The sequence below is a fragment of the Chelativorans alearensis genome (assembly GCF_010993735.1).
In the GTDB taxonomy this organism is placed as follows: Bacteria; Pseudomonadota; Alphaproteobacteria; order Rhizobiales; family Rhizobiaceae; genus Chelativorans; species Chelativorans alearense.
The window spans coordinates 40,986-64,811 of record NZ_WQNI01000018.1 but is presented as its reverse complement, the minus strand read 5'-3'; the positions used below and the strand labels follow the sequence as shown (position 1 = coordinate 64,811).

20 protein-coding genes and 2 pseudogenes are annotated in these 23,826 nt (G+C 66.1%); 1 reads left to right on the top strand and 21 read right to left on the bottom strand.

Features of this window, described 5'->3' with window-relative positions; all coding sequences use genetic code 11:
• The 5 genes from GPJ75_RS23695 to yajC all read right to left on the bottom strand — a co-directional run bounded on the left by GPJ75_RS23695 (position 1) and on the right by yajC (position 6,005).
• Complete coding sequence (locus GPJ75_RS23695; RefSeq protein ID WP_163272025.1) at positions 1-1,743, bottom strand: DUF4153 domain-containing protein; 1,743 nt, start codon at positions 1,741-1,743, stop codon at positions 1-3.
• Positions 1,744-1,827: 84 nt separating this feature from the next.
• Complete coding sequence (locus tag GPJ75_RS23690) at positions 1,828-2,670, bottom strand: phytoene/squalene synthase family protein (RefSeq protein WP_163272023.1); 843 nt, start codon at positions 2,668-2,670, stop codon at positions 1,828-1,830.
• Between the two features lies 1 nt (position 2,671).
• Positions 2,672-3,061 carry an Mth938-like domain-containing protein gene (locus GPJ75_RS23685; RefSeq protein WP_163272021.1) on the bottom strand — a complete coding sequence of 130 codons (390 nt, stop codon included), beginning with the start codon at positions 3,059-3,061 and terminating at the stop codon, positions 2,672-2,674.
• On the bottom strand, positions 3,058-5,613 hold the full coding sequence (secDF, locus tag GPJ75_RS23680; protein WP_163272019.1) for a protein translocase subunit SecDF: 2,556 nt from the start codon (positions 5,611-5,613) through the stop codon (positions 3,058-3,060). The genes GPJ75_RS23685 and secDF overlap by 4 nt, the downstream gene beginning before the upstream one ends.
• 50 nt (positions 5,614-5,663) lie before the next feature.
• Positions 5,664-6,005 carry a preprotein translocase subunit YajC gene (gene yajC, locus GPJ75_RS23675; protein ID WP_163272017.1) on the bottom strand — a complete coding sequence of 114 codons (342 nt, stop codon included), beginning with the start codon at positions 6,003-6,005 and terminating at the stop codon, positions 5,664-5,666.
• A 213-nt stretch (positions 6,006-6,218) separates the two neighbouring features.
• Here yajC and GPJ75_RS23670 point away from each other — a divergent pair, with 213 nt between their 5' ends.
• A complete protein-coding gene (locus tag GPJ75_RS23670; protein WP_163272015.1) occupies positions 6,219-7,097 on the top strand; it encodes an ATP-binding protein in 879 nt (292 codons plus the stop codon).
• Between the two features lie 22 nt (positions 7,098-7,119).
• Here GPJ75_RS23670 and GPJ75_RS23665 read toward each other — a convergent pair whose 3' ends face one another.
• The 16 genes and pseudogenes from GPJ75_RS23665 to argS form a co-directional block, all read right to left on the bottom strand.
• Positions 7,120-8,367, bottom strand: coding sequence for a M23 family metallopeptidase (locus GPJ75_RS23665; protein ID WP_163272013.1), 1,248 nt, complete (start codon positions 8,365-8,367; stop codon positions 7,120-7,122).
• 77 nt (positions 8,368-8,444) lie between these two features.
• A complete protein-coding gene (locus GPJ75_RS23660) occupies positions 8,445-9,086 on the bottom strand; it encodes a protein-L-isoaspartate(D-aspartate) O-methyltransferase (protein WP_163272011.1) in 642 nt (213 codons plus the stop codon).
• A gap of 5 nt (positions 9,087-9,091) precedes the next feature.
• Positions 9,092-9,850 (bottom strand): 5'/3'-nucleotidase SurE, encoded by a 759-nt coding sequence (gene surE, locus GPJ75_RS23655; protein WP_163272009.1) that lies wholly within the window; start codon positions 9,848-9,850, stop codon positions 9,092-9,094.
• A 2-nt stretch (positions 9,851-9,852) separates the two neighbouring features.
• Positions 9,853-10,476: pseudogene (gene serS, locus GPJ75_RS27685) on the bottom strand (serine--tRNA ligase); the annotation flags it as partial.
• 132 nt (positions 10,477-10,608) lie between these two features.
• A pseudogene (locus GPJ75_RS27680) lies at positions 10,609-11,295 on the bottom strand (serine--tRNA ligase); the annotation flags it as partial.
• Positions 11,296-11,591: 296 nt separating this feature from the next.
• Positions 11,592-12,452, bottom strand: a complete 861-nt coding sequence (locus tag GPJ75_RS23645) for a hypothetical protein (RefSeq protein WP_163272005.1) — start codon at positions 12,450-12,452, stop codon at positions 11,592-11,594.
• Positions 12,453-12,901: 449 nt separating this feature from the next.
• Positions 12,902-13,267, bottom strand: a complete 366-nt coding sequence (locus GPJ75_RS23640; protein WP_163272002.1) for an endonuclease domain-containing protein — start codon at positions 13,265-13,267, stop codon at positions 12,902-12,904.
• 93 nt (positions 13,268-13,360) lie between these two features.
• Complete coding sequence (gene tatC, locus GPJ75_RS23635; protein ID WP_163272073.1) at positions 13,361-14,158, bottom strand: twin-arginine translocase subunit TatC; 798 nt, start codon at positions 14,156-14,158, stop codon at positions 13,361-13,363.
• A gap of 44 nt (positions 14,159-14,202) precedes the next feature.
• The gene (gene tatB / locus GPJ75_RS23630) at positions 14,203-14,763 is read right to left on the bottom strand and encodes a Sec-independent protein translocase protein TatB (protein ID WP_163272000.1); all 561 of its coding nucleotides are present in this window, start codon (positions 14,761-14,763) and stop codon (positions 14,203-14,205) included.
• Positions 14,764-14,805: 42 nt separating this feature from the next.
• Positions 14,806-15,024 (bottom strand): twin-arginine translocase TatA/TatE family subunit, encoded by a 219-nt coding sequence (locus GPJ75_RS23625; RefSeq protein WP_163271998.1) that lies wholly within the window; start codon positions 15,022-15,024, stop codon positions 14,806-14,808.
• 42 nt (positions 15,025-15,066) lie between these two features.
• The gene (locus tag GPJ75_RS23620; protein ID WP_163271996.1) at positions 15,067-16,170 is read right to left on the bottom strand and encodes an ABC transporter ATP-binding protein; all 1,104 of its coding nucleotides are present in this window, start codon (positions 16,168-16,170) and stop codon (positions 15,067-15,069) included.
• A gap of 48 nt (positions 16,171-16,218) precedes the next feature.
• Complete coding sequence (gene scpB, locus GPJ75_RS23615) at positions 16,219-16,956, bottom strand: SMC-Scp complex subunit ScpB (RefSeq protein ID WP_163271994.1); 738 nt, start codon at positions 16,954-16,956, stop codon at positions 16,219-16,221.
• Positions 16,953-17,807 carry a segregation and condensation protein A gene (locus GPJ75_RS23610; RefSeq protein ID WP_163271992.1) on the bottom strand — a complete coding sequence of 285 codons (855 nt, stop codon included), beginning with the start codon at positions 17,805-17,807 and terminating at the stop codon, positions 16,953-16,955. The genes scpB and GPJ75_RS23610 overlap by 4 nt, the downstream gene beginning before the upstream one ends.
• A gap of 127 nt (positions 17,808-17,934) precedes the next feature.
• A complete protein-coding gene (gene nagZ, locus GPJ75_RS23605) occupies positions 17,935-18,954 on the bottom strand; it encodes a beta-N-acetylhexosaminidase (RefSeq protein WP_163271990.1) in 1,020 nt (339 codons plus the stop codon).
• Positions 18,955-19,094: 140 nt separating this feature from the next.
• Positions 19,095-21,956, bottom strand: a complete 2,862-nt coding sequence (locus tag GPJ75_RS23600; protein WP_163271988.1) for an SPOR domain-containing protein — start codon at positions 21,954-21,956, stop codon at positions 19,095-19,097.
• 99 nt (positions 21,957-22,055) lie between these two features.
• The gene (argS, locus tag GPJ75_RS23595; RefSeq protein ID WP_163271986.1) at positions 22,056-23,813 is read right to left on the bottom strand and encodes an arginine--tRNA ligase; all 1,758 of its coding nucleotides are present in this window, start codon (positions 23,811-23,813) and stop codon (positions 22,056-22,058) included.
• Positions 23,814-23,826: the final 13 nt, after the last annotated feature.

Below are 23,826 nucleotides of genomic sequence, written 5' to 3'. Positions count from 1 at the left end.
CTACCGCCAGTCCTCCGACCGCAGCAGGATTGCCCCCTGAAAACTGGTCAGTCGCGGCGGATCGCCGAGATCGGCATAAATATAGTTCGGCATCAGCATTATCCTGCGGCCATCCGCATCGACGGGAATCTCCACCGGCTCGCCGGTGCCGTCGATCTGCGCCATGCCTTCGATATCCTGCCCGGAGATGGGAAAGCGCACGGTCTCCTCGCCCGCCGTCACGACAAGCGCATTCTCTTCCAAGGTGAAAGAGACCTCGCGCCCCGAGGGCAAGCGCGCGGAAACCGGAGACTTGCTTTCGACGGAGACGCTAACGTTCTGGATCATCGTGTCGAAGCCCTTCACGGTGAAGACCGCGATCTCGGGCCCGATATCGAACGAAAAGCCGCGTGGGCCTGAAAAGCGGCGCGAGGGGTCGAGGCCCCACGCCTTGGCTGTCTCCGTATAGGCATTGTCTGCGTCGGGCGAAATGTCCGTTCCCTCCGGCGCCACGCGCGAGAGCGCCTTTTGGCTTTCGAGGAAGGCCAACGCCCCAAGCGCCTCTTCATGGCGCGCGCCCTCCACCGGGGGGTTCCCGACGATCTCGAGAAAGCGGGTGGTCTGGCTCCTGAGCGATAGCCCCAGCGCGCCCTGGGGCCCGAAGCCCGCCAGGATAAGGGCCACGACCGGCACACCAGCGATCACACGGATGTCGCCGCGCAGGCGCGGGAAAAGTTGCAAGACGAGCAGGACCGCCGCCACCGCGCCGAAAAGGCCGAGCAGATAGCGCTCCGGCGTCACGCCATACGCATTCACCCGCAGGGCCAGCGCGTAGAATAAAAGGATGAGCGGGACGGGAAGGCAGAACGGCCAGAAGCGCAGGAAAAGCCGCGTCGGCGCGCGCGCCCGGCCGAAGAAGGGATTGCACAGAATGAGCGCGCCGAACAGGCAGACCCCATAGGCGAGTACGAGCCAGCCGATCTGACCCTGCGGCACCTCGCCGGTGATGACGATCCTCAATGCGTAAAGGTGCAGAATCACCGCATAGAGGATGAGAAGCGGCGCGGCGAGGAAGTCGCCCAGCGCGCGCATGCCGCGGTCCATGAAGCCGCTCGCCGCCACGCCCGGTTGCTCGTCGAACCGGTCGGGCAACTGCCCCATCGCGAAAAGCGGGGCGGCGAAAAGGCCGGCGGAGGCCCAGACATGCTGGTAGAGATCGTCCGGCACGGGAAGGCCGAACAGATAGGTGAGGCTTGCCAGGATCGCCGAAATGCCGCCGGCAAGGAGCAGGAGCGCCAGAAGGCCGAGCAAGGCGGCAAACGCCGCGCGCGCGGAAAACATCCAGAAGGAGCCACCGCTGCCGCGCCACACGAAGGGCGCCACCAGCACGAGGCCGAGAAGGGCCGCTACAAGGGGCGGCCCCACCAAAAACCATTCGTGCAGCGTGAGGGCGGTGGCCGCGGCCAGGCCCGCCACGAGGCTTGCCACGCCCCTTGTCGCGGCCGAGTGCCCGCGCGCCTCGCCCGACAGCGCCAGAGCCAGCGCCGCCACCGCCCCGCCCATGAGGCCGAGGACGAGATCCTCCCCCACGGTGCCGAAAAGACGGATATCCTCGATCAGCAAATTCGCCTGCAACGCCGCCGCCAGGAGCAGGATTATCGTTACCGGAAAGCGCAGGGTAGCGGCGCGAACGCCAGTCAACATCTCTAGAAATACAGCGCGCCAACCTGTGTCGGCGTCCCTCATATCGGCCAATTCTGTCATATCAAAAACTCCCGTCGCCCACAAAAGATTAAAAGAAAACAGTGCTTAAGCAAAAAAGCGAGGCGGAAATGGGGCGCGCCTTCCCTACCAGCCGCGCATGGCGTGGCTCAAAAGCAGCCAGTGGCGGTATAGGGGAGAGATGGCGGCAACGTCTTCCAGCGGATCGACGGTACCGCTTTCGATGCGGCCGAGATAAGCCCCGGCAAGCGCTACGGGCAGATAGGCCGGGCGGAGCGAGCCGGGCAGCGCTCCCGCGCCCTCGCGGAAAGCCGCCAGATGCTCGCGCCCGAGCGCTGCCATGGCTGCCACCGCCCGCGCCGCGCCCTCACGGTCTTCGCCGGCAACCAGCGCCTCACGCGTGATGCCGGCCGCCTGCAGCATGTCGAGCGGGATATAGCACTGCCCGCGGCGGCGGTGGATCGGTAAGAGCCGCAGAAGGCCGGCGATCGCCTGCGCGCAGCCGGCGTGGCCGGCGAGCGCCGCCGTCCGTTCCGCCGCATCGGCGTCGAGCACGAGAGCGCAGAGCTGGATCAGCGCCGATGCCGTCTCGCCGCAATAGCCTTCAAGGTCCGTACGGCTCGGCATGGGGTCGTCGTAGAGGTCGAAGATGCGCGCTTCCAGCATGTTCTGGAAGGCGGCGACCGGCAGGCGATGGGTGCGCACCGTATTGAGAAGAGCGGCCGCTACAGGGTGGCCGCCCGCCGCCTCCGGATCGCCGGCCGCCAGCACGTCGCGCCACCACTGCAGGCGCACCTCGCCGGGAAGCGGCTGGCTGACGCGGTCGCGCACCGCCGCGATTTCAGCATTGAAGGCGTGGAGCGAAAAGAGCGCGCCGCGCCGCGCCGCCGGTGCGTAAAGGGTGGCGAGATACCGGTCGGGATCGGCCTGGCGGACGATCGCAAGCGCCTCGGTTTCGGCCGGGCCCATATCAATCGACGGCGATCAGTGCCGCGGCGACCGCGCGCTCTTCCGCCAGAAGCACGTTGAAGGTGCGCACCGCCGCCCCGGTGGCCATGGTCTCGACGGCCATTCCCGCTCCCTTCAGCCTCAAGCGAAGCGCGGGAGGCAGAGACAGGAGCGTCCTGCCCGTTCCCACCAGCAGGATTTCGATGGCGTCGGCCTCCGCCAGCGGCCGGGCGAAATCCTCTTCGCCCAGCGCCGCAGCGTCCGCCGCCGACCAGCCGTGAATGCCGGAGGGAAGACACAGGATCGAGCCGCGATGCGACATCTCGGCAAAGCGGAAACCGCCATTGCCATAGGCATCGATCGCGGCGCGGCCTGGAAAGTGGGCCGCGCGGATCTGCATTCCACCACTCATCCCTTTGCCGCCACCTCGTCGACGCTCTTCTCTTCCTTCGGGCCGGGCTCCGCCACCGAGGGCCGCATCCTGAACAGAATGAGCAGCGGACCGGCGATGAAGATCGACGAGTAGGTGCCGATGACGACGCCGAAGATCATGGCCGCGGTGAAGGAGCGGATGACCTCGCCACCGAAGGCATAAAGCGCCACCAGCGCCAGAAGCGTCGTCACGGAGGTCATGAGCGTGCGCGACAGCATCTGGTTCATCGACAGGTCGAGCAACTGCGGCAGAGGCATCTTCTTGAAGCGCCTCAAATTCTCGCGCACGCGGTCATAGACCACCACCGTGTCGTTCAGCGAATAGCCGACGATTGTCAGGATGGCTGCAATGCTCGTGAGGTTGAACTCGATGCCGGTGATGACGAAGAAGCCGATCGTCATGATGACGTCGTGCAGCGTCGCCAAAATCGCGCCCACGGCGAACTGCCACTCGAAGCGCAGCCAGATGTAGATCAGGATCGCCAGCAACGACACCAGAACGGCGATGGTGCCGGCACGTGCAAGTTCACCGGAGACCGTCGGCCCCACCACCTCGACGCGGCGGAAGGTATAGTCGCTCTCAAGTTCGCTTCTCACCTTGGTGATGACGCTCTGCTCGGCATTTTCGCCGCTGTCCTGCGCCTGGACGCGGATCAGCACCTCGCGCGGGTCGCCGAACTCCTGCACCTGCACCTCGCCGAGATTGAGGCCGGAGAGGCGGCTGCGGATATCGGCAAGGTCGGCATTGCCCTCGTGCGCCTGAACCTCGATGCTCGAGCCGCCCTTGAAGTCTATGCCGTAGTTCATGTCGACGGTGACGAAGAGCGCGAGCGCGGCGATGGATGCCGCCGCCGACAACGTGAAGGTAAGGCGGCGCAGCCACATGAAGCCGACGCTCGTCTCCGTCGGCACGACTTGAAGCGGCATGCGCGGCAGCGCCTTGGGCCTTTGCCGCTTTACCCACTCGGCCACCATCCAGCGCGTCAGCGTATAGGCGGAGAAAACGGTCGTGACGATACCGATGGCCAGCGTCACGGCGAAGCCGCGCACCGGACCCGTGCCGAGATAAAAAAGGATGACGGCGGCGATCAGCGTGGTGACGTTGGCATCCACGATGGTACCCAGCGCCTTCGAGAAGCCGGAATCCACCGCCTGGATGATCGACCGGCCGGCCGCCCGTTCCTCGCGTATGCGCTCGAAGACGAGCACATTGGAATCGACCGCCATCCCCATCGTCAGCACGATGCCGGCAATGCCGGGCAGCGTCAGGGTCGCGCCCAAGCCGGAGAGGATGGCCACGATCATGCAGATATTCGCCACGAGCGCGACAACGGCGAAGATGCCGAGCAGCCCGTAGGCGGCGATCATGAAAACGACGACAAGCGCCGCGCCGATGATCGAGGCGATCTTGCCGGCATCGATGGAGTCCTGCCCGAGCCCGGGGCCCACCGTGCGCTCCTCGATCACGGTGAGCGTCGCCGGCAATGCGCCGGCGCGTAGAAGCACGGCAAGGTCGTTGGCGGTCTGGACAGTGAAGTTGCCGGATATCTGGCCGCTGCCGCCAAGGATCGGCTCGCGGATCTGCGGTGCCGAGATCACCTGCCCGTCGAGGATGATGGCGAAGAGGCGACCGACATTCTCCTGGGTTGCCTGCCCGAAACGGGTGGCGCCCCTGGTGTCGAACCGGAAGGAGACGACGGGCTCGTTGGTGCGCTGGTCGAAGGTGGCCTGAGCGTCGACGAGGCTCTCGCCCGAAACGATGACGCGGTCCTCGATGAGGTATGGCACGGGCGGATCGTCCATCGAGTACATCACCGTCGTGCCGGCCGGCGGCCTGCCCTGGATCGCCTCCTGGACGGGCACCGACTGGTCCACCATCTGGAACGTCATCTTGGCCGTTTGGCCGAGGATGTCCTTGAGGCGCTCGGGGTCGTCGAGGCCCGGCACCTGGACGAGCACCCTGTCATCGCCCTGGCGCTGAATGACGGGCTCAGTGGTGCCCAGTTCGTTGACGCGGCGGCCGATCACTTCGATCGACTGCTCGAGCGCAGTGGCCAGACGGTAGCTGATCCCCTCCTCCGTCAGCTCCAGCCGCAGAAGGCCGGGCTCCGGTTCCGTCATCGTCAATTCGCTGACCGTGCCGGAGCCGAACAGGCCGGAGGCGACGGGCTGCACCAACTCGTCCAGCGCCTCTCTGGCCGCTTCCACCTCGCTTGCATCGCGGACGCGCACCTGCACGGCCCGCCCGGAGGCGGACAGGCCGGTATAGCCGATGCGTTCGCCGCGCAGGAGCCGGCGCACGTCGTCGCGGGTGCTCGTCAGACGCTCGGCGATCAACTCACCACGGTCGATCTGCAGCAGGATGTGCGAGCCGCCCTGCAGGTCGAGCCCCAGCGTCATGGGCCGCGAGGGCGCCCAGCCCGGCAGCGGGGAGAAGTAGGATTGCGGAAGGATGTTCGGGGCAGCGTAGGCAACGCCGAGCGCCACGGCCAGCCAAATGAGAAACGTCTGCCAGCGCGGGAAATGTAACATGCTGCCTCTTTTCGTTCGGGCTCAGGCCCGGCCTTCCGCCTGCAATAGGGCTATTTCTTGGCGGTCTTCTCAGGTGCCGCCGGCTCGCCCTTGACCCGCACCTCGGCGAGCATGGCGCGCACCGCCGTCACCTTGACGCCGCCGCCCAGATCCACCTCGAGCTCGTTGTCGCCGATGACCTTGGTCACCTTCCCGACAAGCCCACCGCCGGTGACCACCGTGTCGCCCCGGCGCACTGCCGCCAACATCTCGGTGCGCCTCTTCATCTGCTGGCGCTGCGGCCTGATGATAAGGAAATACATGATCACGAAAATCAGCACGAACGGCAGGATGCTGACGAAAATGTCGGGTGCTCCTGCGCCCGCCTGGGCATAAGCCGGTGTTACAAGCATGAAAAACTCCTAGAAAATGCGGAAAGGGCCGGAAATGCCCGCCCGTCAAGCTCGCGCGGGAATATAGATGTTCGCACCCCGTTTGCAACTGTCCGCGGCCGCTCTCCCCGCTTTGCTGTCACGCGGCGCCAAGCTTGCAAATCACGGGCGGCTGTGACAGAACCGTACCGTACGGTACTGACATGTGAACCGACCGCGGCTCGAAGAGTGATCATGAGCGAAAAGACCCTCGAAGCGCTGAACCAGAAGCTGGACCGGCTGATCGACGTCATCTCCCGCATGGCCCCTGCCCGCACGAGCGAACCGCGCTTCGAGGAAGCCGACTGCTTCGTCTGGCAGGCCGAGAGCGGATCGCTGATGCCGGTTGGCAAGGTCAACCGCGTCGACCTGTCGCTCATGCACGGCGTCGACCGGGTGCGCGACATCCTCACCGACAACACGCGGCGTTTTGCCGCCGGCCTGCCGGCCAACAACGCCCTTCTGTGGGGTGCGCGCGGCATGGGCAAGTCGTCGCTGGTCAAGGCGGTGCACGCCGAGGTCAACCGGACGCGGAAGAAGGGTGCCGCCCCCCTGAAGCTTATCGAGATCCACCGCGAGGACATCGAAGGCCTGCCCAGGCTCATGGCCCTGGTGAAGGCGGATGCGCACCGCTTCATCCTGTTCTGCGACGACCTGTCGTTCGACCGGGACGACACGTCTTACAAATCGCTGAAGGCGGCGCTTGAGGGCGGTGTGGAGGGACGCCCGGACAACGTCATCCTCTATGCCACATCGAACCGTCGCCACCTCCTGCCGCGCGACATGATCGAGAACGAGCGCTCGACGGCCATCAACCCGTCCGAAGCGGTGGAGGAGAAGGTATCCCTGTCGGACCGGTTCGGCCTGTGGCTCGGCTTCCACAAATGCTCGCAGGACGAATATCTCGCCATGATCGAGAGCTACGCGCATTACCACGCGCTGCCGATCGAGGCTGAAGCGCTGCGCGCGGAAGCTCTGGAATGGGCGACCACCCGCGGCAGCCGCTCGGGCCGTGTCGCCTGGCAATTCATCCAGGACCTGGCCGGCCGGCTGGGAAGGAACCTCAAGGACTGACGGGGCGGCATGCCCCGCCCTCCTATTCGAGATAGCCCATCGGGTCGACCGGGCTGGTGCCCTGGCGCACCTCGAAATGCAGCTTGGGACTGTCGGCCTCGCCGCTCATGCCCGAGAGCGCGATCTCCTGGCCGCGCTTGACGTTGTCGCCGCGCTTTACCTTCAGGCCCGAGGCGTGGCCGTAGACGGTCACCAACCCATCCTCGTGGCGCACCAGGACGGTGTTGCCAAAACCCTTCAGCCCGTCGCCGGAATAGATGACGACGCCGTTTTCCGCCGCCCGCACGGAGGTGCCCTCGGGCACGGCGATATCGATGCCGTCGCTGCTGCCGCCGCTGAAATTCGAGACGACGCGGCCGCGTACCGGCCAGCGCAGGCGGCCGACGCCGGTGGAATCGGGCGTCAGCGCGGCAACTTCGGTGGATTCGTCCTCCTTCGCCGCCTTATCGTCGGTAGGCGGCGTGTAGGTGGAGACCTGGGATTTCTCCGGCTCTTTCTTGGCTGGGGATGCAGAGGCCGTGGTGACCGGATCGGCCGCCTTCGGCTGCTCAGGCTTCGCCGGCGCCGCATTTGCCACCGTCGCGCCGGCGGATGGAATGGTCAGCTTCTGGCCGATCTGAATGACGCCGCTGGAAAGACCGTTGGCCCGCTTGATGCTTTCAACGCTGGCGCCGGTCTTGCGGGAGATGCCGTAGAGCGTGTCGCCGGAGGCCACCGTGTAGGCACCGCCGGCCAATGGCGACGTGTTGCCGGTCTGGCCGCGGCTCTTGTCCTGCGGTTTCGGTGCTTGCGGCAGCACCGCCGCCTGGCTGGCCGGCTGCGGCGGAGTGGGAGCGGGCTGCTGCTCGCCGCGCGCCTGCTGCGGGCTGGCGGCGGCGGGCGCGGAGCTCTGCGCGCTTGCCGGCGGGGGCAACGGCTGGGAAGACACGGTTGGCTGGCTTGCGGCCGGCGCGGAGTAGACCGGCGAGGAAGGGCTGGGAAGTGCTGCCGGCGCGCTGCTGCTCTGCATTGCGCCGCCCACCGGCACCTGCGGGCGGACGATCCTTCCGTAACGGGGCTGCTGCCGCCGGCCGGACTGCGCATCGCCGGGGTAAGGCTGATCCGCCTGGGCCACCATGACCGGAGCGTTGCTGCTGGTGGAATTGGTGACGAGGCCGTCGTTCAGGCTGGCGGCGCCCGAGGTGCAGCCGGCGGCGATACCACCCACCACGAGGACAGCCGCGCCTCGTGCCAGAGTGCTTCGATGTTGTCCTGTGATGCCGAAACGCATGGATACTACCCGCACTTATCCCGTTACTCGAAACAGGGATGATTAAAGCGCGTTAATGTTACTGGCCGGTTAATCCGCTAAAGGGCTTCGGCAACGCCCTTGATCAGCGGCTGCAGGCGCACGGGTTCGAGGTCGGCGCGCTCGAAACGGCTGCCGATCTTCTGGAACCTGGCCATCACCTGCACATCCTCGGCCGGGCCGACGGGCGCCACCATGATACCCCCGCTGGTCAGAAGATCGACGAAGCGGCGCGGCGGCTCCTCGAAGGCGGCCCATACGACGATGCGGTCGAAGGGACCGTCGGCGACGCCGTTCAGGCCATCCTCCTGACGAGCGATGATATTTTCGAGGCCGAATGCCTCGTGGCGCAGATGCGCCTGTTCGACCAGCGTCTTGTAGCGGTCGACGGTCAGGACACGCTCCGCCAGCTTAGCCATCACCGCGGCCGTATAGCCGGACCCCGTGCCGATCTCCAGGACGCGCACGCCCGGCTGGAGTTCCAGCGCGTCGATCACGGTCGCCTGCAGGTCGCAGGCCTCCAGCGTCTCGCCGCACTCGATGGGCACCGTGCGGTTCGACCACGTCCATTTCTGCCATTCGGCGGGCACGAAGCCGGCGCGTGGCGTCGCCTCCATCGCCGAAAAAAGCGCGTTCGAGGCGATGCCGCGTTGACGGCAGCGCAGCATGAATGCGGCAAAGCCCTCGCGTTCGTCGTCCATTGCCGTCACGCAAGCGCCTTCGAAAGCCGTTCGCGCACCTCGTGCGCGGTGAGATCGAGATGCAGCGGCGTGACGGAGATATAGCCGTCGCGCACGGCGGCCTGGTCGCTTCCCTTGCGCACTTCCTCCTCCTTGCGGCCGAAACGCAGCCAGTAATAGGGAAAGCCCCTACCGTCCTTGCGCTCGTCGATCCACAGCCCGTGCACGAGCTTGCCCTGGGAGGTGACGATGGTGCCCTTCACCTCCTCGGGCGGACAGTTGGGGAAATTGACGTTGAGGAACACGCCCTTGGGCAGATCGGTGGCGACCAGCTTCTTCAGGAGCGGCGGCGCAACGGCCTCGGTCGTGTCCCACGGGATATAGCGGATATCCTCGGCGAAATCGTAGGCCTGGCTGAGCGCGATCGCGCGGATGCCGAGCAGCGTGCCCTCCATGGCGCCCGCGACGGTGCCGGAATAGGTGACGTCGTCGGCGAGATTGGTGCCGTTGTTGACACCAGACAGGATCAGGTCCGGCGGGGCATCCATCACCTTGCGCACGCCCATGATGACGCAATCGGTCGGCGTGCCGCGCAGCGCATAGTGCCGGTCGTCGATCTTGCGTATCCGGAGCGGTTCGGACAGCGACAGCGAATGCGCGAAGCCCGACTGGTCCGTCTCCGGCGCCACCACCCACACGTCGTCCGACAGCGTGCGGGCGATGCGCTCCAGCACTTGGAGCCCTTCGGCGTGGATGCCGTCGTCGTTCGTCAGAAGAATGCGCAACGCTAGCCTCTCACAGCCTCGATCCGTGTCATCCCTCCCATATAGGGCTGGAGGATTTCAGGAATGCTAATGCTACCGTCCTCGTTCTGGTAATTTTCCATGACGGCGATGAGGGCGCGGCCCGTCGCCACGCCCGAGCCGTTAAGCGTGTGGACGAACTGCGTCTGCTTCCCGCCGGCCGCACGATAGCGCGCGTTCATGCGGCGCGCTTGAAAATCGCCGCAGACCGAGCAGGAGGAGATTTCGCGGTAGGCGTTCTGGCCGGGCAGCCAGACTTCGATGTCATAGGTCTTCTGAGCGCCGAAGCCCATGTCGCCGGTGCACAAGACGACGGTGCGGAAGGGAAGGCCGAGCTTCTTCAGCACCGTCTCGGCGCATTCGGTCATGCGCTCGTGCTCCTGGAGTGAGGATTCGGCGTCGGTGATCGACACAAGCTCCACCTTGTAGAACTGATGCTGGCGCAGCATGCCGCGCGTATCCTTGCCCGCCGAGCCGGCCTCGGAACGGAAGCAGGGGGTGAGCGCGGTGTAGCGGAGAGGGAGTTTTTCGGCGTCGAGGATTTCCTCGCGGACGAGGTTGGTGAGGGGGACTTCGGCGGTGGGGATCATCCAGCGCCTTGTGTTCCTTAGATCACGAAGCGCATGAGACCAGCTACTAGACGTGGCTCGCTTCACACGCTCCAGATCAATTGTCTGTGCTGAGTCAAAGGCATCGAGAGTCCCCTTGATCGCCTCATATAGGTATTTCTCCGGCCACGTGCCCGCAGGCGTTGGAAAGAGATCTTCCTTAAACTTCGGTAACTGCCCGGTCCCAAACATCGCCTCATCGCGCACCAAAAGCGGCGGCTGCACCTCCGTGTAGCCGTGTTCGGTCGTGTGCAGGTCGAGCATGAACTGGCCGAGGGCGCGTTCGAGGCGGGCGAGCCCACCCGAAAGGATGGTGAAACGCGACCCCGAGAGCTTCGCGGCGCGCTCGAAATCCATCATCCCCAGCGCTTCGCCTAGCTCGAAGTGCTCCTTCGAGGAATTGGCGCGCTTCGGGTCTCCGACGCGGCGCACTTCGACATTGTCGCTCTCGTCCGCGCCCTCCGGCACGTCGTCGAGCGGCACGTTGGGGATGCTGGCGAGTTGATCGCGCAGGCTTGCGTCAAGCTCGCGCTCCTTCGCCTCGCCGTCCTGCACGAAACTTTTCAGCTCCGCCACCTCGGCCTTCAGCTTCTCGGCCAGCGCCTGATCGCCCGTGCCCATTGCCTTGCCGATCTCCTTGGAGGCGGCGTTGCGGCGTTCCTGGGCTTCCTGCAGCTTCGTGAGGTGCGTGCGGCGGGCCTCGTCGGCGGCGATCACCTTCTCGACCGTAGAGCGCGCCTCGGCCTCCGCCTGACCGCGCTTTTTGAGCGCGAGCACGAGGGCTTCGGGGTTCTCGCGAATCCATCTTATGTCGAGCATGGCGTGAACGATTCCTGTGACTGGTCGGGCAGCGCCCCTTGGCGCTCTTTCCGGCAAGTGCCGCCGGAGAAGACGCAGAGGGGGTAAACCGCAATCGAGGATGACGCAAGGGCGTTGAGGCGCCCTCCGAGCTGCGAACTCGGATGAGCGCGCGGGGACATCCGGAGCGTGCGATCGGTTTCACCGCAGCTGCTCCTTTCCATACCCAATGCCTCCATGGGCAACCGGCAAGGCCGATTACCCCATCTCCAAGCTTGTTGAAATGCTCCGCCGAAAGCCGGTCCGTGCCGCCCGTGTCATGAGGTATCGGGGCTCTCCAGCGCGTACAGGGCCAGCGAATGGGCGTGCGCCAGGATCTCGTCGACCTCGCGGACGTTGCGGGGTGCTTTTTGTCCTCGCGCGCCTGCGGCGTCGCGGACGTCGGACGGGTCGAAGCGGGACAGCCGGCCGCCGGGCGGCCGGCCGCCGCGCAGCGGTGCGGTGCGGCGCGTAAGCCCCAGATCGCGGCGCGCCTTCCAGCGGGCAAAGCGCCTGGCCTGCCCCGGCAGATCGTCAAGGGCGGCGGCGAGTGCCGCCAGCCGCTGGCCAAGACGCGCGGCGCTGACGGGATCGTCGCGCGATGGCGGCCGCGGGAGGGGAGACGGCTCGATGAGGCCGGGAAACAGGATGCGCGGGACGGCGTGCGCGGGCCCATGGCGGCCGCGGCCCCCTTCGGCAAGCTCAGGGCTCAGAGAAAGCCGCAGCGGGTCGAAGAGCGGCAGGCTCACGCTTCGCGGACGGGCGGGGGCGGCGGCGCGCCTGGCTTCCGCCCTCGCTCTGCGCGCTATGGCGGAGAGGTCCGCGGGCGAGGCCATCACGGCGATGCCGAGGCTGCGCAGGAGCGGCGCCGGGCTTGCGGGCCTCTGTTTGCGCGGGGGCGGCAGACAGACGGTGAGACCGCGTGCGGCGGCGATGACCAGCCGCCGCGCGGCGGCCTCAGTCGGGCGCAGCAGGCGGAGGATGGCGCGCCAGAGATGGCGGGGCAGGGTCTTTGGCGGCTCGCCCTCGGCCCGCGCCTCGGGATGAGGCCCCACGGCAAGCCCGGCCATGGCCACGAGGGAAGCCACGATGCGCTTCAGCGCCACGCGATCCCGCTCGATTGCCGCAGTTCCGTCCATGGCCGCCTCCTTTCGTCCAAGTGGCGGATTATCGCACGGGTCGGGAGGGGCGTGAATGGGTATAGGAAAACATTCCTGACAGGTGCTGACAGACATGCAGCGGCGGCTGCCGCCGCTGGCGGAGGAACTGAAGGAGAGGAGCCGGGTGTTCGACCAGGTGGAGATGAGCGAGGGCGGGAATGTGCGCCGGTGGTGTGGGGGGTGGATGGCGGGACCCCCTCTCTTGCGATTTCTAAGGCTTAGCTTCGCTAAACCTAAGAAATCGCTTTCTCCCCCACCAAGGGGGAGATAGCGGCGGCGCCGATGCTCTTGCCACTCGCCAACGTCGGAGATTGGCACAGGCGGTCGTGCAACGCGCCTATCTCCCCCTTGGTGGGGGAGAAAGCAAATTCTTGGGCTTAGCGAATGCCAAGTCTTAGAATTTGCAAGAGAGGGGGCGCCTCGCCAGCCTACCCGTCGCCCAGCCGCCCCTGCGCCTCGTGCAGGATCGTCAGGCATACGCCGTCGAGGTTCCTCGCTACCTCGTCGTTCCAGAAGCGCAGGGTCTTGAAGCCTTCGTCCTCGAAGCGTCTGTCGCGTTCGGCATCCGGCGCGGATTCGGCATGCTGGCCACCGTCCACCTCGACGATCAGCCGCGCCTCGAAGCAGACGAAATCGAGGATGGTGCCGTTAAGCGGTACCTGGCGCTTGAACTTCAGGCCTTCGAGCTGCTTGTTGCGGAGGGCTTGCCAGAGGAGGGTTTCGGGCTTGGTCGCGTCGGCGCGCATGGTGCGGGCGAAGGTGCGGTGGGGTGGTGGGATGGGCTGGCGTGGCACGGTTGTCGGCCCCCTCTCTTGCAAATTCTTAGATTTAGCCGAAGGCTAAGTCTTAGAATTTGCAAGAGAGGGGCGCCTCGCCAGCGCGCTCTTCTATTCGGCGGGGTTGGCCTTGCCCTCGGCCGAGGCTTCGGCCTTCTCTTTTTCCGCCTCTTCCCTCTCGCGTCTGCGCTCCACCATCCGGGCGCTCCAGATGGCGATCTCGTAGAGAAGGATGGTGGGAACCGCGAGACCGATCTGGCTCACCGGGTCGGGCGGGGTGAGCACCGCGGCGACCACGAAGGCGGCGACGATGGCGTATTTGCGCTTGTCGACCAGGCCTTGCGCTGTCAGGAGCCCCACCCGCGCCATCAGCGTCGTGACCACGGGCAGCTGGAAGACCAGGCCGAAGGACAGGATCAGCGTCATGATGAGGCCGAGATATTCGGAAACGCGCGGCAAAAGCGAAATCTGCACCTCGTTGCCCGGCCCCACCTGCTGCATGGACAGGAAGAACCACATGACCATGGGCATGAAGAAGAAATAGACCAGGCTGCCGCCGATCAGGAACAGGATGGGCGAGGCGACGAGGAAGGGCAGGAAGGCCCGCCTTTCGTTGCGGTAGAGGCCCGGCGCCACGAACTTGTAGACCTGCATGGCGATCACCGGGAAGGCCAGCACCAGCCCGCCGAACATGGCGAGCTTGATCTGCGTGAAGAAGAACTCCTGCGGCGCGGTGTAGATGAGGTCGACCTTCTGCGAATCGAGGCCCGCCCACTCGCTCGCCCACTGGAAGGGGATGACCAGGAGGTTGAAAATGCCCTTGGCGAAGAAGAAGCAGACGAGAAACGCGACGAAGAAGGCGGCGATCGCCCACATGAGACGCGAGCGCAGCTCGATCAGGTGCTCCATCAGCGGCGCTGATGACTTATCGATATCGTCGTCTTCTTTGGCGCTCACGACGCGGTTCCCGTTGTCTTCTTCCCGCGCGCGGCGGGCTTGGCCTCTGCCCGCCTGGCGGTGGGTTTGGCGCTCGGCGCCTTCTTCGTCGCGGTGGCTTTCGTCGCAGGCTTGGCGGTGCGTTTCGCCGTCTTGGGCTTGACCGCGGCGGGCTTGGCCGCAGTAGACTTGGCCACCGTGGGCTCGGCGGGTGCAGGCTTCTCGCTCGCCGGCACGGCGGGCTTCGCCTCGGCAGCCGCCGGAGTTGCCTTCGGTTTCATCGCCTCGTCAAGCCCGCTTCGGACGTCACGCCCCGCCTTTTCGAGGGGGCTGAGATGCTTCTTGATCTCGCCGCGCGGGTCGAGCTTTCGCGCATTGTCGACAAGGCCCTTCACGTCCTCGAGCTCGGCCTCCCGCAGCGCCTCATCGAACTGCTTGCGGAAGTCGCCTGCCATCGCGCGCAGCTTGGTCGTCGTGCGGCCGAAGCCGCGCAGGACGCCGGGCAGATCCTTCGGCCCGACGACGACGATCAGCACGATCGCGATGACAAGAAGTTCAGGCCATCCCAAGTCAAACATCGGTCGTTTCCAAGGATACGGCGGCTGGCGCCAAGGTCAGCGTCAGGACTTGCTCGCCTTTTCCTTGGCGTTCTTCACCGGCTCGTTGGCCTGGTGCTCGACGGTCTTGGCCTCTTCGGCTTCGTCGTCGGACATGCCTTTCTTGAAGCTCTTGATGCCCTTTGCCATGTCGCCCATCAGCTCGGGGATCTTGCCGCGGCCGAACAGGAGCAGAACCACCACAAGCACGATGAGCCAGTGCCAGATCGATAGGGAACCCATGATTATGATCTCTTTTGCCTGAAGTTCAGTTGTCGTTCTGATTTATGCGCTTTCGCGCCGTCTTTCAAACACTAGAACGTCGCTGGGGCGCACGTTGAGCGATATGTCGCGCACACCGGGTGCGAGCTGGCTGCGGCGGATGCGGGCGCGCACGTGATCCTCGCTCCCCTCGACCGCCAGTTCGAGAAGCATCACCACGCCGAGAAAGCGCCTGGAGATGATCCGCGCCGGCACGCCCTGCCCTTCCTCGCCCACCTCGAACCCGGAAAGCCGGATGGCCACCGTCACCGGCGTCCCGTCGGCCAGATCCGGCGCGGCAAACCGGCCGAGCGGCGTATCGGCCGCCCCGTTCGCCATTCGCGCCTCGAAAAGGTTGAGCTCGGAGAAGAAGCCGGCGACGAAGAGATCGGCCGGCCTCAGGTAGAGTTCCTCGGCCGTTCCCACCTGCACCAGCCGCCCGGCCCGCAGGAGCGCGATGCGGTCGCCGAGCCGCATTGCCTCTTCCGCATCGTGGGTCACCACGATTGCCGTCGCCCGGCTCTGGCGCAGGATGGCGAGCGTCTCGGCCCGCACCGTGTCCTTGAGCCTGGAATCGAGGCCGGAGAACGGCTCGTCCATCAAAAGCACCGCGGGGCGCGGGGCAAGCGCCCGGGCGAGCGCCACGCGCTGCTGCTCGCCGCCCGAAAGCACATGCGGATAGGCCCCGGCATAGCCCTCCAGCCCTACCCTCCTGAGCGCGATCATCGCCTCGCTCCTAGCCTCCTCGCGCGACAGCGCCGTGAGGCCAAAGCGCACGTTGTCGAGAATGGTGAGATGCGGAAAGAGCGCGAAATCCTGGAAGACGAGGCCGATGGAGCGCTGCTCGGGCGGCAGGAAGACGTTGGGCCCGGCAATCTCCCGGTCGTTGAGGAGCACGCGGCCGGAGCTCTGGGTCTCGATGCCGGCGGCAATCCGCAGAAGCGTCGTCTTGCCGGAGCCCGACGGCCCCAGGAGACACAAGACCTCGCCCGGCTCGGCGGTCAGCGTCACGTCATCGAGTGTGATCTGGTCCGGCGCGAAGCGGTGGCTGACCTTTTCGAACGCCAGGCGGGCGGCGAAGGTCACCCCGGCGGTCACCCGCGCCGGCTTTTCGTCCGTCTCGCTCATCGTTATGGCGTTCTCATCCTTCCGGCGCTTTCCGTGCGCCGGAAGCGGTCAATCACCCTCGACACGCGGTGTCAACAGGCCGAGCTCTTCAAGGTCGATATCGGTGAGCGGATCCTCGTCCTCGCCGAGCATATCCGCGTCGGCCGGCGGCTGCGGCACGGAGAAGTTCGTGGGCATGCGGGAAGAAAGCAGCCCCGCCCCCCTCAATTCGTCGAGCCCAGGCAGATCGCGCAGTTCTTCGAGGCCGAAATGGTCGAGAAAATCGGTTGTCGTGCCGTAGGTGACGGGCCTGCCGGGCGTGCGGCGGCGCCCGCGCATGCGCACCCAGCCGGTCTCCAGAAGGATGTCGAGCGTGCCCTTGGAGGTCTCCACGCCGCGGATCTCCTCGATCTCGGCGCGCGTGACCGGCTGGTGATAGGCGATGACGGCCAGCATCTCGAGGGCGGCGCGCGATAATTTCTTCTGCTGCGTCGACTGGCGGCTCATCAGGAACGCGAGGTCGCCGGCAGTGCGGAAGGCCCAGCAGTCGTCCACGCGCACGAGATTGACGCCGCGGCGCGTATAGTCGCTTTTCAGTTCCTCCATGACCGCCGCGATGTCGGTGCCGTCCGGCAGCCGCTCGGCCAGCGCCTTGGAAGGCACGGGCTCAGCGCTTGCGAAGACCAAAGCTTCGGCCATGCGCTTGGCCTCGGCGAAGGCGATGCCGCCCGCCGGCCGCTGCCGCGCGTCCTCCGCCGACCCGTTGTCCTCGGCGCGGAATGGAACCACGTTCGCGCTCTCGTTCATGGCATTTCCCGGTTGTTTAGCGGCCGCTTGGGCCCGTTTCGCATGTAGAGCGGTGCGAAGGGCTCGTGCTGGCGGATTTCCAATGCCCCTTCGCGCACCAATTCCAGGCTCGCGGCGAAGGTGCTGGCAACCGCCGTCTTCCGATCCTCCGGCCGCGTCAGATAGGCGATCAGGAAGCGGTCGAGCGCGGTCCAATCGGAGAGTTCGCCGACCATGCGGGTGAGGATGTCGCGCGCCTGCTTCAACGACCACACGCCGCGCTTGGCGATCTGCACGTTGGTGATGGCGCGGCGCTGGCGCTGGCCGGCATAGGCGGTCAGGAGGTCGTAGAGGGTTGCCGAATAGTCGCTCTTTTTCTGAACGACCACCGGCTCGGGCATGCCGCGGGCCAAGACGTCGCGCCCCAGCCGGTTGCGGTTGACGAGGCGGGCGGCCGCGTCGCGCATGGCCTCCAGCCGCTTCAGGCGGAACTGCAGCAGCGCGGCCATTTCCTCGCCGGAGGGCTCTTCGTCGTCTTTCTGCTGGGGGATCAGGAGGCGCGACTTCAGATAGGCGAGCCAGGCCGCCATCACCAGATAGTCGGCCGCAAGCTCCAGCCGCATACGCCGCACCCGCTCGACGAAGGTGAGATACTGCTCCGCCAGCGCCAGGACGGAAATGCGCGCCAGATCGACCTTCTGGTTGCGCGCCAGATGCAGAAGCAGGTCGAGCGGCCCCTCGAAGCCTTCGACATCGACGGTCAGCGCCGGCTCGGAGACGCCGCGCTCGCCCTCCTGCGCCCACAGCTTATCAAAAGGGATGGGCTTGCCCGTTCCCCCCTGCCCCGCCGTCTTCTTCGCTGCCTCGGCCACTTCTCAGCCGTTCCTTCTTCCCGCGTCTAGGCCGTTCATCGTTTCATGGAATCGATGAACGGGCCCAACTCGCCGTTTTGTCGCAATTCCGGACGGAAAGCCGGTTTCCACCTTTCCTGGAATTGCTCTAGGCCGCAGCCTCGAACAGGCTCGCAAATTCAGCCCGCGCGGCGGCTTCGTCCGTGTCGTCGCGCCGGCCGAGCATGCCAAGCGCGGCATCCGCCCGCGCCTTTGCCTTGCCCGTCAATTCCGGCGTTCGTTGGGCGACGGCCTGCATCTCGTCCATCACGCCGTTGCAGTGAAGAACGACATCGCAACCGGCCGCAAGGATTGCCTGCGCGCGAGCGCCGTAATCCCCAGAAAGCGCGTTCATCGACACGTCGTCGCTCATCAAGAGCCCGTCGAAGCCGATCTCGCCGCGGATGATATCGGCGATTACCCGCGCCGAGGTGGTGGACGGGTTGTCCGGGTCGACCGCCGTGTACACCACATGCGCCGTCATCGCCATGGGCAGGTCGCAAAGCGCCTTGAAGGGCACGAAGTCGCGCGCGCGCAGCTCCTCGAGCGGCGCCTCGACGCGCGGCAATGCATGGTGGCTATCCGCGCCGGCACGCCCGTGGCCGGGAATGTGCTTCATCACCGGCAGGACACCGCCCGCCAACAGCCCGTCCGCTGCCGCGCGGCCGAGCGCGGCCACCACTTCCGGCGCGCCGCAATAGGCGCGCTTGCCGATCACATCGTGCGCGCCGGGCACCGGCACGTCGAGCACCGGCAGGCAGTCGACCGAAAGGTCAAGACGCGCCAGATCGAAGGCGTGAAGGCGCGACATCAGCCACGCAGCGCGCAAGCCGGCCGCTTTGTCCCGGCCGCAAAGCCCCCCGAGCGCCGCCGCAGGGGGATAGTCCGGCGCCAGCGGAGGACGCAGCCGCTGCACCCGCCCGCCCTCCTGATCGACGAAAATGGGCGCGTCCGGTCTGCCCACGCTCTCGCGCATCGCCGCCGCCAGATCGCGCACCTGATCGGCCTCGGCGATATTGCGCGCAAAAAGGATGAAGCCCCAGGGCCGCTCATCGCGGTAGAAGGCCGCTTCGTCGGCGCCAAGCCGCGTGCCGGCAGCGCCCAGGATCATTGCTTTTGATTCGCTCATGCAGGAATCATAGCGGCTAGCGCCGGCATTGGCACCTCCGAGTGCGGGGCGGCGACCATTGGCGCAAGCCGGCCATGCAGTTCATGCAAGCAAAAACCGCCGCGGAGGGCGGCGGTTTCACAGGTCTTGCGTCTACCCGGCTACTTTGAAACGAAGCAGCTTCCGCCAGCCGCCTTGAGTTGTTCGCACAACCGGATCGCCTCGTCCTTCGAAGAGGATGGAATGCGCACCCGGTAATAGGTGCCCTTGCCCTCGATATCGGCCTTGACGATGTTCACGCCCTTGCCCTGCAGCAGGTTGCCGTGGCGCTGTGCCAGTTCCTGGTATGATTGTTGCGCGCCTTCGACGCTGGCCTGCGAGGAGATCTGCACCGACCAACCGGGCTCTGCAGCCGTCTGCGTGGGCTGCGGCGGGGCGGCGGCCACCTGCGTGGGCGTGCTCTGCTGCTGCGCCTGCGCGTTGGCATTGGTGGAGGGGGGCTGCGCGTTGGCCTGCTGCTGCGCCGGGGCGATATTGCTCGGCCGCGCAGGTGGGATCGGCCCGGAACGCGGCACCGAAACCGCGTTCGGAGCGGCGGTCTCGACGGTGTTGTCGCCAGCGGCGGCCTGCGCGTCCTCTCTTGCGGCGGATGGCTCATCCGTCGCTTCGGTTCGCGTGGCGGCCAGTGTCTCGGGATCGTTCGCGGCAGCAGCGCTCGCCACGCTGTCGGCGTTGTCATTCGCCGTCTCGACCGGCTCCGGTACGTCGTTCGGCACCATCGTGCCGTCCGGCTGCACGACAAACGAGCGGACACGGCGCGGCGTGAGCGTCGCCGTTTCGTTACCGCCGGTAGCCTCCTCGACGGGATTCTCCAGCCGTTCCTCCAGCTTGGCCGCCCCGTTGTCACTCGTCTGCGGCTCGGCGGCGGGCAGGTCGACCGGCTCCTCGGTGGTCGAGACGAGCCGCGTCTGCCCTGGCTCGGCCTCCTGGGTTTCGCCGGATACGCGCCTGTAGACCTGGTTGTCCTGATTGGGGATGGTCGTGCCGCCCGGATTCTCGGGCTTCACCTTCACCGGCGTGTCGTCCGCCTTCACCAGCGCCGGCTCTTCGGCGTCACCTCCGCTGAAGGTGAGCGCGAACATCGTCACGCCGCCCAAGATGGCGACACCGCCGACGATCGCAGCCGCCATTACCGCGCGTGAACCGAAGAGGCGTCCGCCCTCGGCCACGGGCGGTGCGGCGCCAGGCGCCGGCTTCAACTCGTCGGAAGCCGCGCTCCACTCCCGCATGCCCCGATCGTGTGCGGAAACAGGGTGGCCGTAAACGTCTTCGCCTGACTGCTGTGCCGCGTAGGCGGCAATCCCGGCTCCCACGCCTGCACCGATGCCGGCGGCAAGATAGTCGTCGATCTCATCGTCGTCGGGCTCCTGCGGTGCCTCGGCCGGGCGGGGAGCGGTTTCCATCCACCCATCGTCCAGCCCGTCGGCCGCGTCGTTCCCTTCGCCGAAAGCGCCAGCCAGCATCTCCTCGATCTCGTCGAGCTCCGCCTTCACCTCTTCCTTCTGATAGGGAACCTCGGGCACATCGAAGTTATCGGCCAGGGCGACGGCGCCTTCGGGCACCTCGATCGTATCGACCTCCGGTGGCATGGGATCGGCTACCGGGGCCTCCGGCTCCGCATCGCCTTCACCGCCCTGATGCCAATCCTGATCACCCAGGCCGGCAAAAAGGGCTTCCGGCGACCACTCACCCAGAACATCGCCGCCTTCCCTACCCGCCTGCGGTTCATCCGCCGGCACGTCCGCGTCGTCTTCAGCCCGCGTGGAAGCAGCCATCCAGCCGTCTTCCGGGGCCTGGCTATAGGTCGCTCCGGCCGCATCGGCGGCAGAGAAGTACTCGGGCTCTTCGGGGACAGGCTCGTCATCGCTGAACGAAGCGCCGTATTCGACCTCTTCAGCAGCCTGCGGCTCGTCGCCGATGGCTGCCGCGGCATCGGCCTCGCGGTCGTACAAGGGCTCATCATCGCTGAACGAGGCACCGTACTCAGCCTCTTCAGGAGCCTGCGGCTCATCGCTGATGGCTGCAGCGGCATCGGGTTCATGGTCGTACAGAGGCTCGTCGTCGCCGAACGAGGCACCGTACTCGGCCTCTTCAGGAGCCTGCGGCTCGTCGCCGATGGCTGCTGCGGCATCGGGCTCATGGCCGTACAGAGGCTCGTCATTCCCGAACGGGGCACCGTATTCGGCAGCCTCTTCAGGGACCTGCGGCTCGTCGCTGACGGCTGCTGCGGCATTGTGTTCATGGTCGTACGGAGGCTCGTCATTCTCGAACGGGGCACCGTACTCGGCCTCTTCAGGGGCCTGCGGCTCGTCGCCGATGGCTGCCGCGGCCTCGGGCTCATGGTCGTACAGAGGCTCGTCATTCCCGAGCGGGGCACCGTATTCAGCCTCTTCGGAGGCCGGCGGCTCGTCGCCGTCGGCTGCTGCGGCCTCGGCCTCCTGACCATACATGGCGAAGTCGGAATCAAGCGTCGCCAGATCCTCTTCGCGGATCATGAACCGATCATCTCCGGCGCGATCCTCTGCACCGCCCTCCTCCGCAAACGCGGCAGGCTCGGCATCGGCATCGTCGGCCGCCTCACTATCCTCGATCGCGGCGGGTTCGCCGACGGCGAACACGTCGTCGAATGCACTCTCGAACGTGTCGTCGAGGGTGGGGTCGGGTTCCGCGGTCTCCTCGGCCGTAAGGTCGGGCTCGGGCGCCTGAGCATACTGCCGGAAGCTGGCCTCCTCCTCATCGAGCGCTGTATCGGCTGCATAGGCCTGATCTGTCTCGTCGGCCAGATCCCCCAGCAACTCGTTCTCTAGTTCGAGGGTAAGATTGTCTGCCGGTTCTTCTTGCTCCGGCTCCGACTTTGGAATGGCACGCGCGTCGTGGCCCATGATCCGTGTCAGTTCAGCAAACGGATCGTCTTGCGCCAGATCTCTCGGCCCTCTGGCATTCGAATAATTACTGTCAGCCATGCCTTTTCCCACACTCGGTCGGACGCGGGCAACGTCGCACTATACTTGGTTGGCCCTACCAGCGCATTGTGGGCAAATGGTGACAGTCTCTGTCCACGATCAGCGCATCTCCGCCGGCGCCTCCGCACCCACGAGCGCCAGCCCTGACGTCACGACGTCGCAGACAGCCTGCACCAAGCCCAGCCTGGCGTGGGTCAACTCTGGGTGGTTAACCTTAACAAAACGTAAGTCGTCTGTCTCCGTGCCGCGATTCCACTGTGCATGGAACTGACTGGCAAGGTCGTAGAGGTAGAATGCGATGCGGTGCGGCTCCAGCGCCTGGGCCGCGCTTTCGATGAGTCGCGGGTACTCCGCCAGCTTGCGGATGAGCGCGACTTCGCCCTCGTCCTTGAGCAGGTGCAGTGCCGCGCGCATGGCGGCGCGGTCGAAATTCTCGACGCCAAGCTGCTCGCGCGCCTGGCGGAAGACCGAGTGGCAGCGCGCCGAGGCGTACTGCACGTAGAAAACCGGATTGTCCTTGGACTGCTCGGTCACCTTGGCGAAGTCGAAGTCGAGCGGCGCGTCGGACTTGCGGTAGAGCATCATGAAGCGCACGGGGTCGCGCCCCACCTCGTCGATGACGTCCCGCAGGGTGACGAACTCCCCTGCCCGCTTCGACATGCGCACCGGCTCGCCGCCGCGGTAGAGCTTGACGAGCTGGCACAGAACCACCGTCAGGTTCAGCTTGCCGTCGGAGATGGCGCGGGCGAGCGCCTCCAGCCGCTTGACATAACCGCCGTGGTCGGCGCCCAGCACATAGATCAGGTGCTCGAAGCCACGCGCGTATTTGTCCTTCATGTAGGCCACGTCGGCGGCGAAATAGGTGAAGCTGCCATCCGACTTGATCAGCGGCCGGTCGATGTCGTCGCCCACTTCCGTCGACCGGAACAACGTCTGCTCCCGGTCCTCCCAGTCTTCCGGCAACTGCCCCTTGGGCGGCGGCAGCTTGCCCTTGTAGACATGACCTTTCATGGTCAGGTCGTTGACGGCGGAGCGGATCACGCCGCCATTGCCGGCATGAAGGGAGCGCTCGGAGAAGAAGACGTCATGATGCACGTTGAGGGCGGCGAGATCCTCACGGATCATCGCCATCATGGCGTCGATGGTGCGGTCCTTGACGATTTCCAGCGCCTCCGGCTCCGGCATCCACTGCAGCCTCGTGCCGAATTCGTCGGCCAGCGCCTTGCCGACCGGCTTGAGATAATCGCCCGGATAAAGCCCCTCGGGGATGGCGTCGATCTCTTCACCCAGCGCCTCGCGGTAGCGCAGCATCACCGACCGCCCCAGCGCATCGATCTGCACACCAGCGTCGTTGATGTAGTATTCCTTGACGACGTCGTAGCCCGCGAAAGCCAGAAGGTTGGCCAGCGCGTCGCCCACCACGGCGCCGCGACAGTGGCCGACATGCATCGGGCCGGTCGGGTTGGCCGAGACATATTCGACGTTCACCTTGTGCCCCGTGCCGACCGTCGAGCGGCCGTAGTCGGTACCAAGATCGAGCATCTCGCCGAGCCGGGCCTGCCAGAACGCGTCGCCGAGGCGCAGATTGACGAAGCCGGGGCCGGCCACGCTCGCTTCCATCACGTCGGGGTCTTCGGCCAGCACCGCGGCCAGCCGCTCGCCCAGCGCGCGCGGGTTTTCGCCCACCGCCTTCGACAGCACCATCGCTGCATTGGTGGCGAGATCCCCGTGGCTGGCATCACGCGGCGGCTCCACCGCCACGCGGGAGAGATCGAGCGCCCCGCCCTCCTTCGGCTCAAGCCCCAGCGCGTTGACGGCCTTGACGACCCGATCGGAAAAATCGGCAAAGATGTTCATGGACGATGTCCCG